General features: G+C 42.8%; 14 protein-coding genes and 1 tRNA gene. 5 read left to right on the top strand and 10 right to left on the bottom strand.

Translation table 11 applies throughout. The features are described 5' to 3' along the window. Nucleotides 1–50 precede the first annotated feature (50 nt). The 8 genes from HMPREF9009_RS23215 to HMPREF9009_RS23180 form a co-directional block, all read right to left on the bottom strand. Nucleotides 51–2192: an alpha-glucuronidase family glycosyl hydrolase gene (locus HMPREF9009_RS23215; RefSeq protein ID WP_049703508.1), complete on the bottom strand. Its 2142-nt coding sequence runs from the start codon at nucleotides 2190–2192 to the stop codon at nucleotides 51–53. 284 nt (nucleotides 2193–2476) lie between these two features. After that, complete coding sequence (locus HMPREF9009_RS23210; RefSeq protein ID WP_049703507.1) at nucleotides 2477–3454, bottom strand: glycoside hydrolase family 43 protein; 978 nt, start codon at nucleotides 3452–3454, stop codon at nucleotides 2477–2479. Between the two features lie 222 nt (nucleotides 3455–3676). Then, nucleotides 3677–4813, bottom strand: a complete 1137-nt coding sequence (locus HMPREF9009_RS23205) for an endo-1,4-beta-xylanase (RefSeq protein ID WP_049703506.1) — start codon at nucleotides 4811–4813, stop codon at nucleotides 3677–3679. Nucleotides 4814–4842: 29 nt separating this feature from the next. Beyond that, on the bottom strand, nucleotides 4843–6327 hold the full coding sequence (locus HMPREF9009_RS23200; RefSeq protein WP_049703505.1) for an MFS transporter: 1485 nt from the start codon (nucleotides 6325–6327) through the stop codon (nucleotides 4843–4845). Nucleotides 6328–6348: 21 nt separating this feature from the next. Next, on the bottom strand, nucleotides 6349–7995 hold the full coding sequence (locus HMPREF9009_RS23195; protein ID WP_049703504.1) for a sialate O-acetylesterase: 1647 nt from the start codon (nucleotides 7993–7995) through the stop codon (nucleotides 6349–6351). A 447-nt stretch (nucleotides 7996–8442) separates the two neighbouring features. Beyond that, nucleotides 8443–10449: a type I pullulanase gene (gene pulA, locus HMPREF9009_RS23190; protein WP_049703503.1), complete on the bottom strand. Its 2007-nt coding sequence runs from the start codon at nucleotides 10447–10449 to the stop codon at nucleotides 8443–8445. A gap of 56 nt (nucleotides 10450–10505) precedes the next feature. Then, nucleotides 10506–11072 (bottom strand): crossover junction endodeoxyribonuclease RuvC, encoded by a 567-nt coding sequence (gene ruvC / locus HMPREF9009_RS23185; RefSeq protein WP_004312686.1) that lies wholly within the window; start codon nucleotides 11070–11072, stop codon nucleotides 10506–10508. Next, nucleotides 11069–11371 carry a DUF4286 family protein gene (locus HMPREF9009_RS23180; RefSeq protein WP_004312687.1) on the bottom strand — a complete coding sequence of 101 codons (303 nt, stop codon included), beginning with the start codon at nucleotides 11369–11371 and terminating at the stop codon, nucleotides 11069–11071. Before HMPREF9009_RS23180 ends, ruvC begins: the two co-directional genes overlap by 4 nt. A 116-nt stretch (nucleotides 11372–11487) precedes the next feature. On the opposite strand from HMPREF9009_RS23180, the gene HMPREF9009_RS23175 reads away from it, so the two are divergent. Both HMPREF9009_RS23175 and HMPREF9009_RS23170 read left to right on the top strand, forming a co-directional pair. Next, a tRNA-Ala gene (locus HMPREF9009_RS23175) sits at nucleotides 11488–11561 on the top strand. Between the two features lie 42 nt (nucleotides 11562–11603). After that, nucleotides 11604–12230, top strand: coding sequence for a hypothetical protein (locus tag HMPREF9009_RS23170; protein WP_049703502.1), 627 nt, complete (start codon nucleotides 11604–11606; stop codon nucleotides 12228–12230). A 20-nt stretch (nucleotides 12231–12250) separates the two neighbouring features. Here HMPREF9009_RS23170 and HMPREF9009_RS23165 read toward each other — a convergent pair whose 3' ends face one another. Next, a complete protein-coding gene (locus HMPREF9009_RS23165; RefSeq protein ID WP_004312688.1) occupies nucleotides 12251–12463 on the bottom strand; it encodes a hypothetical protein in 213 nt (70 codons plus the stop codon). A gap of 667 nt (nucleotides 12464–13130) precedes the next feature. Further along, a complete protein-coding gene (locus HMPREF9009_RS23160; RefSeq protein ID WP_049703501.1) occupies nucleotides 13131–14147 on the bottom strand; it encodes an energy transducer TonB in 1017 nt (338 codons plus the stop codon). Nucleotides 14148–14267: 120 nt separating this feature from the next. Here HMPREF9009_RS23160 and pheS point away from each other — a divergent pair, with 120 nt between their 5' ends. The 3 genes from pheS to nth all read left to right on the top strand — a co-directional run bounded on the left by pheS (nucleotide 14268) and on the right by nth (nucleotide 17316). After that, nucleotides 14268–15287 (top strand): phenylalanine--tRNA ligase subunit alpha, encoded by a 1020-nt coding sequence (gene pheS, locus HMPREF9009_RS23155; protein ID WP_004314231.1) that lies wholly within the window; start codon nucleotides 14268–14270, stop codon nucleotides 15285–15287. A gap of 155 nt (nucleotides 15288–15442) precedes the next feature. Next, nucleotides 15443–16642: an MFS transporter gene (locus HMPREF9009_RS23150; RefSeq protein WP_049703500.1), complete on the top strand. Its 1200-nt coding sequence runs from the start codon at nucleotides 15443–15445 to the stop codon at nucleotides 16640–16642. Continuing rightward, entirely contained in the window at nucleotides 16639–17316 is a 678-nt protein-coding gene (gene nth / locus HMPREF9009_RS23145) for an endonuclease III (protein WP_049703499.1), read from the top strand. Before HMPREF9009_RS23150 ends, nth begins: the two co-directional genes overlap by 4 nt. Nucleotides 17317–17378: the final 62 nt, after the last annotated feature.

Here is a 17378-nt window from a genome sequence, read left to right as displayed (position 1 = left end):
TTTTGACCGCAAAGGTAACAATTTTATCACAGAATAAGCACTTTTCTTGTCTATTTAGTAAATCCGTAAGGCGGACATTCAAAATTAGTGATATTCAGTTTGTATTCCATCATATCTTTCAATTCATGCACCGGACGTTCCAGTTCATAAGGTATCGGCTGCTTGCTGAATTGCTGGAAATAGAGCAAGCAGGCATCTTTCCACCACACTGCGTCACGTGTCTGAATCTTCAACCGGTGCTGTACGTCACGGAATCGTTCCGGGTCGATGTATTTCTTCATAGGCGCCCATAACTTCTGGAAGTTTCTGGTTTCTTGCACCCCACGGTCATAAGCATAGCACAACTCCACCCAAAGTGTACGCCCGCTCTTCATCCGATGATTCCAGGGAACATGGTGGAACCAAAGAAGCAGATTTTCGGGACAAGTATCTACATTATCCAGTTGTTCGCATAAAGGAGAGTGATATTGTGCGGTCGCATTGCTCCCTTTGCTGCTGCGGTCGAATCCGATACCGCCGTCATCTGCCCTATGGTAATAAGAAGGCATCCAGTCGGGACGGGCACCGGGAATATCACACCAAGGCTCGGGCCCGTAATGATGTCCCCATGCAAAGATGTGATGCAGTCCTAACGGCATCATATAATCTACTACTGCTTCCCTCGACTTTTGGAGAAGTTGAGAGTTGAGAAGGGAGAGTTGAGAGTGAAGTTGTTGTCTCTCTTTGGGAGATATTTCATTGACGGAATCGTTGTACGTCTGCAAGGCAACCGGAAGAAAAGTTTGCCTCAACCATTCTTCACCGATTTGCTCGGAAGAAAGTGAATGTTTCCATGCCAAACGACCGAAAGCATACCAGTTGGCTTGGGCAAAAGGATGTCCGCACCAATTGATGTCATCACCGATATTGGTGACACCGGCAATAGCCGTCAATGAATGGGAGAACAAGGAGCCATCCGTCACACGGGCGATGGTAGAGCCTGCGCCTTGTACGTAAGTGTCGCTGTCCAGACATTCTTTCCACATGGGAGCGAGAAAAACGAGGTGGTTGGAGAATCCCAGATATTCCTGTGTTATCTGAAATTCCGGCATCACGGGTGTTTTCTTCATGGCTCCGAATAACGGGCTGAACGGTTCGCGGGGCTGGAAATCAATCGGGCCGTTCTTTATCTGTACAATGACATTGTCGCGGAACTTTCCGTCTAAAGGTTCAAATTCAAGATAGGCTTGTTTGGCCCGGTCGCTGTCCGTGGGCGAGTAAACGAAAGCACGCCACATGACGATGCCGCGATAAGGCTTCAATACATCGGCAAGCATGTTCGCCCCTTCGGCATGAGTACGCCCGTAGTCACACGGTCCGGGTTGTCCTTCGGAGTTTGCTTTCACCAAAAAGCCTCCGAAATCGGGTATCAGCGAATAGATATCTTTGGCTTTTTTCTTCCACCAGGCAATCACCTCTTTATCCAACGGATCGGAGGTGGATAAACCACCTAAAGCTGCCGGGGAAGAAAAGTTAATTGAAAGATATATTTTCAAACCATAAGGACGGAAGATGTCTGCCAGAACTTTGACTTTCTGCAAATAATCATCAGATAGTATCTTAGGACTTGCATTGACATTGTTTATCACAGTAGCATTAATACCGATGGAAGCATTGGCGCGTGCATAAGCTTCATAACGGGGAGAAACAACCGACGGGAGTTCGTCCCATTTCCAAAGCGAATGTCCGGCATAGCCACGTTCGATTGTACCGTCCAGATTGTCCCAATGATTCAAGATACGAATCTGGTAATCCGGTTTTTCGGAGATATTTAAAGACTTCAATGTTGATTCGGATAATTGCCCGGTGGCTTGCAAACGAAGCAGATGATAAGTTCCGTAAAGTATTCCTTGCTCACCGGAAGAAGTGATTGTCAGATGGTTACCGTCTTTAGAAGCGCGGATGATGTACCCGTCATTTCCTAATGCACGCAGTTCCTTATTCTTCTGTATTTCCAGCGTTATGGGGATTCCTCCCTGCCAGAAGTTCCGCAATTCGGAAACGGCGATATTTAATGTGGGAGACTGTTTCTTATTCATTATTATTGCTTTTGCTCCCGTTGAATAACGAAGCCACAAAGCACTCCCATCTTCTGCATAAACAGAGAAAAGACTGAAAAACAGGACAAATGTCAATATAGATATAATCCTCATAAGTAATAGTTCAAAATTCGTTTCATAAATGGGAATTTAGCAGTTAGGCTGAAAGCCTTACAATTATATATTTATTGGGGTGCCCTGAAAGGGTTTAATTACATAGCGTAGGGCAACGCCCTACGAAAAAGACACACCAGCCACAAGCCCTGAAAGGGCGGAACCGTATACAAAATTATGCCCTTTCAGGGCGCAAATTCAGATTGTCGTTTTTACGTAGGGCGTTGCCCTACGTTATATAATTAAGCCCTTTCAGGGCACTCCGCAAAATTATCATTTGTCGACTATTCATCCAGTCCTTCAATCGTGATGATTTTTCCATCAGCATCGTATTGCAGTTCACAGACTTTTAAGCTACGAAGCCAGGTTTTCCCTTTGGAAGGTACACAGTCGTGATGGAACAGATACCATTTTCCTTTGAACTCAACAATAGCATGATGAGTAGTCCATCCCACTACCGGAGTCAGGATAACTCCCTGATAAGTAAATGGTCCGTATGGGTTGTCACCTATTGCGTAACAAAGTAGATGGGTATCGCCTGTAGAGTAAGAGAAATAATATTTCCCATTATACTTATGTACCCAGGAAGCTTCGAAGAAACGACGTTCTGTATCTCCTGCTGTCAGAGGTTTACCGTTTTCATCCAGAATGACTAACGGACGCGGTTCTTCCGCAAACTCCATCATATCATCACTCAAACGAACGACACGGGATGGCAAGGCCTCTTCCTTTCCTTCGGGTAAAATGGCTGATTCCAATGCTTTATTATTCCGGTAACGTTGAAGCTGTCCACCCCACAGTCCGCCAAAATACATATAATAATTACCATCTCCATCATTCCAGACAGCCGGATCAATGCTGTAACTTCCTTTCATCGGGTTTGCTTCCGGAACAAAAGGTCCGTATGGTTTATCGCTCACAGCTACTCCGATACGGAATATGTCATTTTGGTCTTTCAATGGAAAATACATATAGTATTTGCCGTCTTTAAAAGCAACATCACAGTCCCAAAGCTGACGGCCCGCCCAAGGAATATCTCCTGTAGAAAGTACAACCCCATGGTCAGTAATCTCTCCATTCATTACATCATCCATAGAATACACATGGTAATCTTTCATATTGAAATGATCTCCATTATCATTTTCGGCAATACCACTCTCCCAATCATGCGAGGGATAAATGTAAAGTTTGCCATCAAACACGTGTACGGCAGGATCAGCCATATAATCACCGGGAACTAAATATCTTTTTTCTGTTTTCATGGTTTTATTCTTATTGCAACAGTTCTAAATTAATTTTATAAATGGGAATTTCTATTTCACCACAGAGGACACGGAGGACACAGAGGTTTAATCTTTTTATTCACTATAGAATAACACAGAGTCTCACGTAATCGTATATTTATCGCTCTGTTTTACTTACGGAAAGAGAGAGAAGAGCTCTGTGTCCTCCGTGTCCTCTGTGGTGAAGTGAACTCCAAATGATCATTTCTGCATAGCCTCTTTTATAATCAAATCAACTACCGGTTTCGGCTGATGATTGCGGTCGAAAAGCAATGGATAATCCGTACGTCCTCTCATCGGCCAGTCGTTACGCCACGAATCCTGATCGGCTACTCCCCAAACAGTAACTCTTGTTATGATATCCTGATGTTTCAGGAACAGACGGAAGAAGTCATTCATTCTCTCTGTCCATGCTTTTGATACTTCTTCCGGTAATCCGTCCGAATAAGGATTCATCTCTTTTTTATATTCAAAAGATGCCGAGACTTCCGCACCAACCTTGGGGTCGGGTGATGGCAATACAGTCAGATCCAATTCTGTTATCATTACCTTCACTCCCGCTCCGGCAAAGGCAAGCATACTTTCTTCAAACTCGCTGATTTTCGGATAGTCCATGCCGATGTGTCCTTGCATCCCCACCGCATCAATACGGATACCACGTTTCTTCAAGTCTTTCACTATCTTCACAACTGCAGCTCTTCTGCCCGGTTGAGCCATTGAATAATCGTTATAATAAAGCTCTGCATCCGGATCGGCCTCGTGTGCATATTGAAAAGCCAATGGAATATATTCTTCACCTAGAATTTCATAAAACTTAGTCTTACGATATGCACCATTATCTTCAATCGCTTCATTCACTACATCCCAACCTTTAATACGGCCTTTGTAGCGCTTCACAATAGTGGTGATATGATCTTTCATCCGTTTCTTCAATACTTCCGGAGACACATTTTTGCCATTCTCATCCACGCAGAACCAGGGAGAAAGCTGCGAATGCCAAATCAACGTATGTCCTGTGATTGCCAAATGATTTTTCTCTCCAAAAGCAACAAATTCATCCGCCTGTGTGAAATTATAACGGTTCTCCTTCGGATGCATTTCCTGACTCTTCATACAATTCTCTGCTACAATAGCATTAAATTGTTCCTGAATTACGCGCACTCCTGCCTTATCCCGACCGGATGCTTGTCGTGTATTCACTGCTGTTCCTATCAAGAATTTATCCTTCAAAGCTTCTTTCAAAGTCTTTGTTTCTTGTGCAAAAGCTACCGAAGTACTAGTTATCAGGGCCACAGCAGCCAACAAAGAAACTACGGTTGTTCTTGTCGAAGTCTTCATATAGTCTATCTATTAGTTATAGTTATTAATCAATTGTTTTCCAGACGGCGTTTTGCCAAATCGTCCTGAATATGCTCATTCAACTTTTTAGAAATAGGATAAAAGAACAAAGCAATTACTCCTACAAAGAAAGTGATGGCAGGAATCACGCTGGATGTCAAACGGATACCGAAAATAGCGCTTTCTGTCTGTACTGTGTTAGATACAAAACCGAACGAATCGACAATCGCACCGCAAATAGCTCCTCCTATACCTAGTCCGGCTTTCAAGGCAAAGACTACACCTGCAAATACAAATCCTGTCGCACGACGATGGTTCACCCATTCTGAATGATCGGCAACATCTCCCATCATTGCCCAAAGCAATGGAATAGTAGGTGCGTATGCCAAACTCTTCAAACAGTTAATAATAAAGATCGTACTTATGCTTGTCGAATCTACCACAAAAAACAGGGCTGTAAAAAAGGCTGTCAGTGCCAGGCAGATCAAAAATACATTCCGCTTGCCAAAGATATTGGAAAGAAATCCGGAAAGCAATATTACACCCGCCAAAGTGATAACCTGCCCAATCATATTGAACAAACTGAAACCTACAGCAAACACATTACTATGATCGGGCTGCGCAATCAGTCCGAAAGCATCAAGGAAAGTGTGCCACATTCCATAAGTTTCTCCTTCTATCCGTACTAATCCAAAATTTTGCAAGAAATCAAAAAGGGCTGTTTTATCTACGAAATAATTAAAGTAGTAAGACATACTGCTGCCCCACATAGCCAATGTCGTAAACAAAAAGAGGGTTAGGATAAACATCGCTTTCCATGGACGGCTGCTTACGATATCTTTAAAATCCTGTTTCACGGAAGTTTTCTGACCTACAGGAGGCGTGATACGCTCTTTGGCAGAGAAGAATGTGATTACTAAAAGAACAACTCCGATAATGGCAAACAGGGTAATTGTCAGGAACCATCCACGTTGATCGTCTCCTTGCCCGAACTTGGAGACTAACGGCAAAGTAAGCCCCTGCACAACAAAAGTGGCGATTGTAGCTGTCACAAAACGGACGGACGAGATACTGGTACGTTCTTTGATGTCACTTGTCATCACACCGCCCAAAGAGGCATACGGGGTATTATTGAAGGAGTAAATAGACATTAATAAGGTATAAGTGATACCTGCATAAATAATCTTCCCACGCTCACTCAAATCGGGTGTCGTAAATGCCAGAATGAAGAATACGGCAAAAGGAATAGCTGTCCACAACAACCAGGGACGGTATTTACCCCAACGGGTATTGGTTCTGTCGGACAGGATACCTACCACCGGATCGACAAACGCATCGAAAATGCGTGCGACCAGCAATATCATACCTGCTGCTGTTGCTTTGATTCCAAACACATCTGTATAGAAGAAGAGTTGGAACATCATCATCATCTGAAAAATCAGGTTCGCCGAACCATCACCCAAGCTATAACCGATTTTCTCGGCCATCGACACTTTTTGAGTCTGTGTTTTCATGGTACTAATCTCTTTTTTAATTTATTTGACTCTTTGTTGAAAGACCGCCTGGGAAACACGTTGTCCCAACGTCTTTTTATCCAATGGATGAATATCATTCCATTCTCCTAAATCACCGTTTTTAATTAGAGTGACATTTTTATTTGTATTGGCTACTTCTGCCTGCACTTTCCGGAATTCTGCCCAGGCAGCACGCCCTCCTTTATCTTCGGGTGAGAGGAAATCCGCCAGTTCAATCACATAGAAAGGCATATCAGGTCGATTCCAATGCTGTCTCCAATCCGCAATCATCGCCGTCAACAGGTCTTTATACTCATTTCTGCGAGACACATTCGATTCACCCTGATACCAGATAACACCAGATACCGTATAATTCAGCAATGGGGCAATCATAGCATTATAAAGTCCTACGGGTTTATAATGGAAAGCAGTCTGTCCCGGAGCAGCAGGCATGGGAGCGCCGAGGCGATATTTCCAATTACCTTCGAGACTAATCTCCGATTCTCCTTTTTCCGGCTGGCCTTTTCCGAAAAGTATCTTATAGGGTTTCTCTTTTACAAAATGAGGGAAACCGCCATAACTGAAAAGACGTATGGTTATCGTGTTTTTTCCAGCTTTCAACAATCCGGCGGGAATGGTATAGATACGTGGTGGATATTGATAAGAAACAGTTCCCACAAACGTACCGTTTACATAGACAGAGTCTGCATCTACGATGCATCCCAGGCGAAGAGTTGCCTTCTCTCCCGCTTGCTGCCCGGACACTTGAAAATCTTTACGGAACCAATGGGAACCATTGATTGTATTCAATCCGTTAGTAGCCCAGCCGGAAGCAAATAAATCAGTCGGTGTCCAATCACTGTCATCATAGCCGGCAGCATACCAAGGGATGGTTTCATGCATTCCTTTATCTCCCTGATACAGTGTTACATTCCAGGCACTGCTTTTCTTGCTCTCTTCTTTTTTCATTGATTCTACCAAGTCATCTGATTCGTAGATACGTTTTTCGTTCAGATAATAAAGAAAAGGTTTCAAACCTTCCTCACTGATCCACGCTTCTACCGGTGAACCTCCGACACTGGAGTTTATGATTCCTACCGGAACCTTTGTTTTCTGAAAGTAATCTTTAGCAAAGAAATAAACCAAAGCAGAGAAAGACATCACATTTTCAGAAGTCATAGCCTTCCAGAAGATTCCCGGAATATCTGTCTGCGGGGCATGAAAGTTATACAATAGAGGAGTTTTTATATAACGTACCATCGGATAATCATTGTCCGCAGATATTTCATCCCGAAAACGGTCTGTAACCCGTGAAACAGGTAATTCCATATTCGACTGGCCAGAACATACCCAAACGTCACCCACAAGAATATCCTTCAACTCTATATCATTAATAATCATCGTGTAAGGTCCACCAGCTTTCAAGGCAGGCAAGATCACTTTCCAGTTGCCTTGCGCATCGGCAACGGTCTTATATTTCTTTCTTTGAAAAGTTATACTAACAGTTTCATCAGGATCAGCCGTCCCCCAAATATTGACAGGCTCCCCGCGTTGAAGCACCATTCCGTCGGAAACAAGAGTGGGAAGTTTAACCTTTGCTTCACCCAACAGAGCGAAGCAAAGGAACACAACTACTAACCCAACCTTATAAAACCAATACTTATTCATTATCTATCTTTTCTTTTATGTCTTTATTTCATAGTAATCCGGAAAGAGAAACAATCCGTTCTGAATTCCACTTTGCAAACTTAGGAAGTTTCTCTCCGCTGACCCAGAATTTTTGATTCAAATCATTACTCGCTTGTTACATCATCGTTTACGTATGTTACAAATACCTGTTGTAATGTTACATCCCAATTAAGATTGCCGATGAATAGGAGGAAAATGAAGGATTTAGAAAGAACGGATTACAGTAGTTATTGTTATTCATTCTATCTATTTAAAGATGATAGAAATGCCGGCAACCAACGTTGAGTTGTTATATATGCCATAAATAAAAAGTGCCGACTAACCAGCCGGCACATGATTTCATTTGTTCCATAAGACTGAAACAGGCAGCCAGTCTACTGCATGAAAAAACTTGAGTATCTCGGAATTGTAGTAAACAGAAAAAAACTACTTGTACATAATCAACGCAGACTGACCGGGAACAATCACCTCCGGTCCGGTTTGCGTACCCAATCCACGCACATCTATCACTCCATCTTTACATACTACCGTATATTTACCAACAGGAATTTCCAATCGTGCAGGAGTCGTACGGGAATTAAAGGCTACGATAATATCTTCCCAGCTATCTCCATTCGCATGCTCTTTGAGGCGAAACGCAATCAGGTTTTGCCCTTCAACCGGAAGGAACTCCAGATGCTTCCGGACCATTTCTGCATTTCCCATACGGAAAGCCGGATGAGACTTACGAAGATCAATGAGTCGTTTATAGTACGTGAAAATATCTCCGTTCGTCGTTTTGCGTCTCCAGTCAATGGCATTGACGGCATCCGGACTCTTATAACTATTGTCTATCCCTTGTTTATCACGCATCACTTCTTCACCTGCATAGATAAAAGGAATTCCCTGTGAAGTAAAGACTACCGTTTGTGCCAGCTTATCAAGTCGAACCAACTGTTCGGGAGTAACTCCCGGCATACTTGCCTTCAATCGGTCTACAAGACACAAACCATCATGACAGGAAACATAGCTAACCATCTGGGTAGGCTGTTCCGCCCACGGCTTCTGACTATAATTTACGGAATCACAGCGTACTTGCGGATGCTTAATAGCTCCAACAATTCCGAATTTTACGCTCATTTCTCCCCCCGGCACTCCGGCAAGAAAAGCTCCTTTGTCCTTCTCCCATACAGGTCCACAAAGTCCATCGCGCAATTCATCCGAGAATACCGCAATTCCAGGCATCTGGGAAATATTCCCTTTCATCGCCAATGAATCTGCCGGATATTGAGGAGCTTCAGCCGCCCAACCTTCTCCATAGATACAAATAGTAGGATCGACTTTGTTGACAGCCTTTCGAATCTCGTTCATTGTTTCAATATCATGCACCCCCATCAAGTCAAAGCGGAAGCCGTCAATATGATATTCTTTTATCCAATAAAGAACAGACTCTATCATGAACTTACGCATCATAGACCGTTCACTTGCTGTTTCATTGCCACACCCTGAACCATTTGCCAATGTGCCATCCTCTTTCTGACGGTAAAAATAGCCGGGAACGGTACGTTCAAAATTACTTTCAAGTGTATTAAAAGTGTGATTGTAAACCACATCCATTATCACGCGTATTCCAGCTCTATGCAACGCTTGTACCATCTGTTTGAACTCTTTCACGCGAACAGCAGGCTGATAAGGATCAGTTGAATAAGAACCATCCGGTACATTATAATTCGCCGGATCATATCCCCAGTTATAGTGATTTTCATCTAATTTTGTTTCGTCGATAGAAGCATAATCAGAAGAAGGAAGAAGATGCACGTGTGTCACTCCCAGCTCTACCAGATGGTCGATACCTGTTGGTTGATTGCCGGAATTCACCGTCCCATGTTCAGTCAGTGCAAGGTATTTACCCTTATTTTTTATTCCCGAAGTAGAGTCGACAGAGAAGTCACGATGATGCATTTCATAGATAATCATATCAGCAGGAGATTTCAGAGAAGGACGTCGGTCATTCTCCCACCCCTCCGGATTGGTTGTCTTCCAGTCGATGATAGCTGCACGCTTTCCGTTCACTCCTACAGCGTGAGCATTAATCCCCGGCGTGTCGCCCTGCCATTTATCGTTGATTTTTACATTGAAAGCATAGTATTTGCCAAGCAGGTCTTTATCTACGGATGTCGTCCAGGTTCCATTCTCACCGAGTTCCATCTTTACTGTTTCGTAAGCATGTCCGCCTTCTCCGGCATCATAGAGCATCAGGCGCACCTCTTCTGCTGTTGGTGACCAAAGGAAAAATTTGGTTGCCAACGGCGTATATTCCATCTCTGTAAGGCTTCCCATACGAACCGGATATAATTCAAAAGAAGTATATTCCTTCTTCGTTGGGGAACAACTCATCACTGTTGTCACTGTAGTCACACCCAATATCGCTAAATAATTATTTCCTATCTTCATTCTAAACCTCCCCCTATGCTACACACCATATCTATCCCCCCATAAAATTAAATGCTTTATTTCACCTTATCCGGATTCTTCGCTATAAAATCCTTCCAACTACTATACCCTTTTTCCATTGCCGGTCGCCCCATTTGCAGGAAATGACAATAAGCCGCTGCCAAACCATCTGTTGCATCCATAAAAGTAGGCATATCATCTTTTGAAAACCGTAGCATCCTTTGCAGCATATCCGCCACTTGTTCTTTTGATGCCTGCCCGTTTCCGGTGATAGCCATTTTTATCTTCAAAGGGGCATATTCGGTGATTGGAATATCCCGGCTCAACGCTACTGCCATTGCTACCCCTTGTGCACGACCTAACTTCAACATCGATTGCACATTTTTTCCGAAGAAAGGTGCTTCAATAGCCAACTCATCCGGTAGATAACTTTCAATAATACTCAATACCCGTTCATGGATATGACGAAGTTTCAGATAGTGATTGGCAAATTTACGTAAGTCGATAATCCCCATCGCAATCATTTCGGGCTTGGTTCCCCTCACCCTTAGAACCCCGTATCCCATGATTGTCGTACCGGGGTCAATCCCCAGGATTATCTTTTCTTTTACCGGTTGAATCACTCTATCACCTCCATCAAGGTCGGAAATCCGATCACTTTATCTTTAAATATTTTTACCAGTTCGTCATTCAGTCGCACCCCCTGTTCCAAATGCCAGCGATGTAATAACCCACTGCTTTCTACCTCCCATTGCAAAGAATACGCACTTCCTTCTTCCCGATGACTCAATATCCGGCAAATACGCGGTGCCTTCAACGCACCGTGTTTCTGTACTTCAGGGATATAACTCTCTTTTATCCAAATCATGAAATTGTCGTGAACGTCATCGTCCACTTGAAAAGTTGTATTATAAATCAGCATATCTTAATTTCATACTATTATTTACCGCAAACATAGCAATTATTTCAGAATAATGCATTATATTTGCGGCAACAAAAAAGGATTCGTTTACAAACGTTATCATATAAGACAAAAAAGGGGCGTTAGCTCATCTGGCTAGAGCGTAACACTGGCAGTGTTAAGGTGATCGGTTCGAGTCCGATACGCTCCACTTTTTTCTCTCCCAACTTTGAACTTTAATAGTGTACTGGACATGAACATCACAAAATTTGCCACTATTCTTCTAATCATCCCATGCTTAATTTCCTGCTACGGAAACAAGTCTTCAAAAACAACACAATCAAACAATGCAGACTATGATATACGCCTCAATGATAGCATAGCAGCAGTAAACGCAATGCTAGAAGAAGAGAACGCTGATGGAGAAAAAATAAATGCTTTTTTAGACGCATATATATCTAGACATCCTAATTGTTTCAACAATGACATCCAAAGAAAAAAAGCAGGAAAAGAATTGCGTTCTTTGTTAGAAAAGGAACTTGAGAATAACCCTGATTTCCTTTCTGATATAGCAGTCAAATTCGCTTCTATGGATAAAGTTAAAAGTACCGATAATAAAGGATATAAATATCTTATATCCTTTACCTGTAGCAGCCTTCAAAAAACCGGAAAGTATAATATTTCTTTCAGAATTATAACGGCTTTAGATGAGGAAGAAGCCTCCAATCTTATTGATAATCAGAAGTATTATATTCAAGGAAAATTCATAAGTCTTTCCGAAAAGGAATCGATAAATATTAGACTAGATGTATTTGATGACAAAACAATTGAGATAGGGAGTATTTTTATCAAAGAACCTATCGTTACTCCGGCAAACTAAAGAAAAAAAGAAAAGGACCTTTACTCAAGGTCCTTTTTTATCACTTCGTCCATTTCTTTTATACGTTTCTCGCGGTCTTTAATAGGACCGTCTTTCTTGTCATTCTTGAATACATCATCGGCACGGTCGGCAACCTCACCGCTCCATTCTTCAAACTGGTCCTTGGCCGGACGGCCATTCGGTTCGATATTTTCTTCGGCTATCGAATCATGCCTGTTAATCATATCATCCATAAGTTCTCGTTTTAAAAGTTTATGGCTATAAGACAATACAAACGAAGAAAAGTTTTCTGTTTTAATGATTTTTGAAGAAATCAATCATGTTATTATACTATCAAATGTACTCCAACATAATCAGGCTATTATAGAGTAAAGGTTGTTTCATCGGCGAGAAACTACAGTTCCATCGGTGAGAAACTATAGTTTCATCAGTAAGAAACTAATAGTTCTAAGCAAGAGAAACAAAAGTTTCAAGCCTACGAAACTATAGTTTCAAGCCGCAGAACAAATAGTTTCAAGGCTTGAAACTATCAGTCACAAGGCAGATCCCACCCCGTAAGTACAAGGGTAATAAATAGAATAGCCTATCTGCCTGTAGTTAATACTATTTAGGCAATGAAACTTCATCTGTGATTTTTACTTGATTCGGGTATGCACCTCTATCACACCTTTGTAGTGCGTTTATTTCTCCTTGGCTTTGCAGTGACAGCACTATTGCCGTCACAGTGCTGTCACCACGTTGCTGTCACGCCATTTACTTTTCATAATCAAACAGTTAAGTTGCAATCTGTGACAGATGACAGCAAATTTATTTTTTTATTTATTAGAGAGAGGCTGCCTAAGTTCAAGTTATAAATGCAATATCTCTTTTTTATTAATCGGACTTTGGATGCAAAGTTGCTTATTTATTCCGATAAAGTTGCGGACGGAAAGGAATATAAAGAGTATAATTACTATCCGCCGGCTTTCCTCCCGCCAATGCAGGGGACCATTTCGGCATCCCTTTAACAATGCGGAGAGCCTCCTCTGCAAATTCCGGATGAGTGGAACGTAGAATATGAGGACGAAGGATAACCCCTTCCTTATCAATAGTAAACTCACATAAAGCATAACCCGAAACATTCTTCTCTAAAAGTCCTGCCGGATAAACCATTTCATTGGCAATATATTCTTCCGGACTCATCGCAGAGAAATGAGCAGGTTCTTCCACCTGCCTTCCGGAAAGCGTCTTTGCACGGGGACCTACCGGATAAATTCCAACATACATCGGTTGTTTATAAGCATCCGGTTCTTCCTTACTACGCTGTTGCAATGCTTTCAATAGAGAAGCAGCCTCTTCCGCCAATGTCTGTTCCAAAATATTCTCTCCCCGGGATAACATATATGCCGACTGACAAACCAATACAAGACGTTCCATCAACGTTCCTTTTTCCGGCGACCATTTTCGTCCCATCCGTTCTTTGCCTTTTGCGTCCGTAGAAGAAAAGTAATAGACAATTCCATCTAAACCAGCCGTAGAACCATCCAGATCCTGCACCTGCTCTGTCACCAAACGAAAGATGGCCCCTAAAGACTGATACAGGGAAGCACTGATGACAACCGATTTAGTATCCACCGTCACTGTCCCCTTCTCCGCTTGCCAATAGGTACGGGATAGTGTATTCGAAATCAGCGTATAACGCCCGTTTTTCCTTTCTACCGACATTGCATACTCCGGCGAAAAGGAAGGAATAGCTGCGAAACGCGCGTATGGCTGTTTCTGGAAGCCTGTATTAAGTAAAGAAAACACACTACGGTAATATTCGCCTAACTCGCCTGTATAAGAAGAAAAAGTTTTCACCGGCTCCAAATAGTCAATCTGGGCCGCCAGGCGAAAAGAAAAGGTTAAAAGCAGAAGACAGAAAACAATCTTTTTCATAAGTTGCCGGATTTTCGGTACATATCGGCAACAAAGATACAAATTATTTCGATGGTTCGTGATAAAATTATATCTTTGCACGGTTTTTACTAAGAAACTGAATAACAATACATCGAAAATATGATAGCTAAGATTGAACAACTTCTGAAAGAGGTGGAAGCCTTACACGCCTCCAATGCCGAAGAACTCGAAGCTCTCCGCATCAAATACCTAAGTAAGAAGGGAGCCATTAACGACTTAATGGCAGATTTCCGTAATGTAGCTGCCGATCAGAAAAAAGAAGTCGGCATGAGACTGAATGAACTGAAAACAAAAGCGCAGGACAAAATCAACGCGCTGAAAGAATTGTTTGAAAGTCAGGACAATGATTGTGACGGATTGGATTTAACGCGTTCGGCTTATCCCGTGGAACTTGGTACACGCCACCCGCTCACCATTGTAAAGAACGAAATCATCGATATCTTTGCCCGCCTGGGATTCAGCATCGCCGAAGGTCCGGAAATTGAAGATGACTGGCATGTATTCTCGGCACTGAACTTTGCCGAAGATCATCCGGCACGCGATATGCAGGACACTTTCTTTATTGAAGCTCACCCGGACGTAGTATTGCGTACGCATACTTCTTCCGTACAGACCCGTGTGATGGAAACTTCACAACCTCCTATCCGCATCATCTGCCCGGGACGTGTGTATCGTAACGAAGCAATCAGCTATCGCGCACACTGTTTCTTCCATCAGGTAGAAGCGTTGTATGTAGACAAAAACGTATCGTTCACCGACTTGAAACAAGTATTGTTGCTTTTCGCTAAAGAAATGTTCGGCGCTGATACAAAGATTCGTCTGCGTCCATCTTACTTCCCGTTCACTGAACCTAGTGCGGAAATGGACATCAGCTGTAATATCTGCGGCGGTAAAGGTTGTCCGTTCTGTAAACACACCGGCTGGGTAGAAATTCTCGGTTGCGGTATGGTAGACCCGAACGTACTTGAATCTAACGGTATAGACAGCAAAATATACAGCGGTTATGCTCTCGGTATGGGTATCGAGCGTATCACAAACCTGAAATATCAGGTGAAAGACCTCCGTATGTTCTCTGAAAATGATACTCGCTTCCTGAAAGAATTCGAGAGCGCTTACTAAATTTAGATTTCACCACAGAGGACGCAGAGGACACAGAGTTTCTATTTCAGCCGTATCAACTACGACTCGTTTTTCATAGAAAGTCATTAGAAAGAAAAAACTCCGTGAGACTCTGCGTCCTCTGCGTCCTCTGTGGTGAAATAAATACATTCATTATGGCAAAGGATAGACTCATTACTCCCAGTTATTGTTTCATCTTGGCAGCCAACTTCCTGCTCTACTTCGGCTTTTGGTTGTTGATTCCTGTTTTGCCGTTCTATTTATCCGAATTCTTCCAAACTGGAAATTCCACTATTGGTATTGTACTTTCCTGCTATACGGTAGCCGCTCTCTGCATCCGTCCATTTTCCGGTTATCTGCTCGACACGTTTGCCCGCAAACCTCTTTATCTGTTTGCTTACTTCATCTTTATGATGATGTTCGGCGGATACCTGATAGCCGGCTCCCTTACCTTATTTATTATATTCCGAATCATTCATGGCATCTCTTTCGGAATGGTTACAGTAGGAGGAAACACGGTAGTGATAGACATTATGCCATCTTCCCGCCGTGGAGAAGGTTTAGGCTATTACGGGCTTACCAACAATACAGCTATGTCCATCGGGCCGATGTTCGGACTGTTTCTGCACGATGCAGGAGTCTCTTTTGCTACGATCTTCTGTTACGCATTCGGTTCCTGCATTTTAGGTTTCCTATGTGCCAGTCTGGTGAAAACGCCCTATAAACCTCCTGTGAAACGGGAACCGATTTCACTCGACCGTTTTATTTTGATGAAAGGACTGCCAGCCGGATTTAGCCTATTGTTACTTTCCATCCCTTACGGAATGACAACCAACTATGTCGCCATGTATGCCCGCCAAATAGGATTGAACACGCAAACCGGATTCTTCTTTACTTTTATGGCTGTCGGCATGGCAATCTCCCGCATCTTTTCGGGAAAACTGGTGGATCGCGGAAAGATAACACAAGTAATAATAGCCGGATTATACCTGGTTGTCTGCAGTTTCTTCCTGCTTTCAGCCTGTGTATATCTGATTCAATGGAATGATACCGTTTGCAATATCCTGTTTTTTGGTATTGCATTGTTGATGGGGGTCGGATTTGGAATCATGTTTCCAGCATTTAATACGTTGTTTGTCAACCTTGCCCCCAATAGCCAGCGGGGAACAGCCACTTCCACTTATCTTACCTCTTGGGACGTAGGAATTGGTATCGGTATGCTGACCGGTGGATATATCGCAGAAATTAGTACATTTGATAAGGCTTATCTTTTCGGAGCCTGCCTGACGGTAGTTTCCGCCCTCTATTTCAAACTAAAAGTGACGCCTCATTACCATAAAAACAAGCTACGATGAGAAAGAAAGAACGTTATGAGAAAGTAATCGCCTGGTTTCAGGACAATGTACCTGTAGCCGAGACCGAACTGCATTACAACAATCCGTATGAGTTGCTGATCGCTGTTATTCTTTCTGCACAATGTACGGACAAACGGGTGAATATGATCACTCCCCCTTTGTATAAAGATTTTCCGACTCCGGAAGCACTGGCAGCCACTACGCCGGAAGTTATTTTCGAATATATACGAAGCGTATCCTATCCGAACAACAAAGCCAAACATCTGGTCGGTATGGCAAAGATGCTGGTGAATGACTTCAATAGTCAGGTGCCCGACAATCTGGAAGACTTAGTAAAGCTACCCGGTGTAGGAAGAAAAACAGCCAATGTCATCCAGTCGGTTGTGTTTAATAAAGCTGCCATGGCAGTAGATACACACGTATTCCGTGTCAGCCACCGCATCGGACTGGTGCCGGATAGTTGCACTACCCCGTTCAGTGTGGAAAAAGAATTGGTGAAGAATATTCCGGAAAAACTAATACCGATTGCCCACCATTGGCTCATTCTGCATGGTCGTTATGTTTGTCAGGCACGCGCTCCCAAATGTGACACCTGTGGTTTGCAAATGATGTGCAAATATTTCTGTAACACCTATAAAGTTACAAAAGAGGAACCAAAAGCCAAGAATAAATAACGATTTAATAGCAAGGAACCGAAATAAATAGTAACTTTGCGGTCGTTCTAAAAGAAGAATTT

The sequence above is a fragment of the Bacteroides sp. 3_1_13 genome, from assembly GCF_001185845.1.
Classification (GTDB): Bacteria; Bacteroidota; Bacteroidia; order Bacteroidales; family Bacteroidaceae; genus Bacteroides; species Bacteroides xylanisolvens.
Note: the sequence above shows the minus strand (reverse complement) of the source record. Positions and strands in the feature narration are given on the sequence as shown.

Bases quoted from the DNA above. Each gene is read 5' to 3' on its own strand.
- HMPREF9009_RS23215 (WP_049703508.1), bottom strand. From the start codon at position 2,192: ATGAGGATTATATCTATATTGACATTTGTCCTGTTTTTCAGTCTTTTC.
- HMPREF9009_RS23210 (WP_049703507.1), bottom strand. From the start codon at position 3,454: ATGAAAACAGAAAAAAGATATTTAGTTCCCGGTGATTATATGGCTGAT.
- HMPREF9009_RS23205 (WP_049703506.1), bottom strand. From the start codon at position 4,813: ATGAAGACTTCGACAAGAACAACCGTAGTTTCTTTGTTGGCTGCTGTG.
- HMPREF9009_RS23200 (WP_049703505.1), bottom strand. From the start codon at position 6,327: ATGAAAACACAGACTCAAAAAGTGTCGATGGCCGAGAAAATCGGTTAT.
- HMPREF9009_RS23195 (WP_049703504.1), bottom strand. From the start codon at position 7,995: ATGAATAAGTATTGGTTTTATAAGGTTGGGTTAGTAGTTGTGTTCCTT.
- pulA (WP_049703503.1), bottom strand. From the start codon at position 10,449: ATGAAGATAGGAAATAATTATTTAGCGATATTGGGTGTGACTACAGTG.
- HMPREF9009_RS23180 (WP_004312687.1), bottom strand. From the start codon at position 11,371: ATGCTGATTTATAATACAACTTTTCAAGTGGACGATGACGTTCACGAC.
- HMPREF9009_RS23170 (WP_049703502.1), top strand. From the start codon at position 11,604: ATGAACATCACAAAATTTGCCACTATTCTTCTAATCATCCCATGCTTA.
- HMPREF9009_RS23165 (WP_004312688.1), bottom strand. From the start codon at position 12,463: ATGGATGATATGATTAACAGGCATGATTCGATAGCCGAAGAAAATATC.
- HMPREF9009_RS23160 (WP_049703501.1), bottom strand. From the start codon at position 14,147: ATGAAAAAGATTGTTTTCTGTCTTCTGCTTTTAACCTTTTCTTTTCGC.
- pheS (WP_004314231.1), top strand. From the start codon at position 14,268: ATGATAGCTAAGATTGAACAACTTCTGAAAGAGGTGGAAGCCTTACAC.
- HMPREF9009_RS23150 (WP_049703500.1), top strand. From the start codon at position 15,443: ATGGCAAAGGATAGACTCATTACTCCCAGTTATTGTTTCATCTTGGCA.
- nth (WP_049703499.1), top strand. From the start codon at position 16,639: ATGAGAAAGAAAGAACGTTATGAGAAAGTAATCGCCTGGTTTCAGGAC.